The organism is Psychrobacter sp. 78a-MNA-CIBAN-0178 (assembly GCF_040309625.1).
Taxonomy (GTDB): domain Bacteria; phylum Pseudomonadota; class Gammaproteobacteria; order Pseudomonadales; family Moraxellaceae; genus Psychrobacter; species Psychrobacter okhotskensis.
This window is the reverse complement of the sequence record NZ_JBEOOZ010000145.1, coordinates 1-262: the sequence shown is the minus strand read 5'-3', so window position 1 is coordinate 262 and position 262 is coordinate 1. Positions and strand designations below refer to the sequence as shown.

Below are 262 nucleotides of genomic sequence, written 5' to 3'. Positions count from 1 at the left end.
CTCATCAACAAGTCAAAATTTCATTGCTACAAGAGGCAACTCACATAGTATTGATTGTTGAAGATGATGGTGGAGGGATTGACCCCGTTGAGCGAGAAAACGTATTTAAGCCTTTTACTCGATTAGATAAAAGTAGAGGCAAGGACACTGGTGGCTTTGGTTTAGGGCTTGCTATAGTTGCTAAAATTGTGTCGTGGCACCAAGGAGAGTGTAAAGCAGAAAGCTCAAGCTTAGGTGGTGCTAAATTTATTGTATATTTACC

The 262-nt window shown here is 40.5% G+C and carries 1 protein-coding gene; it reads left to right on the top strand.

From position 1 onward, the window contains the following. The coding region (locus AAEY80_RS14620) for an ATP-binding protein (protein ID WP_350588602.1) at positions 1-262 on the top strand (262 nt) is incomplete at both ends.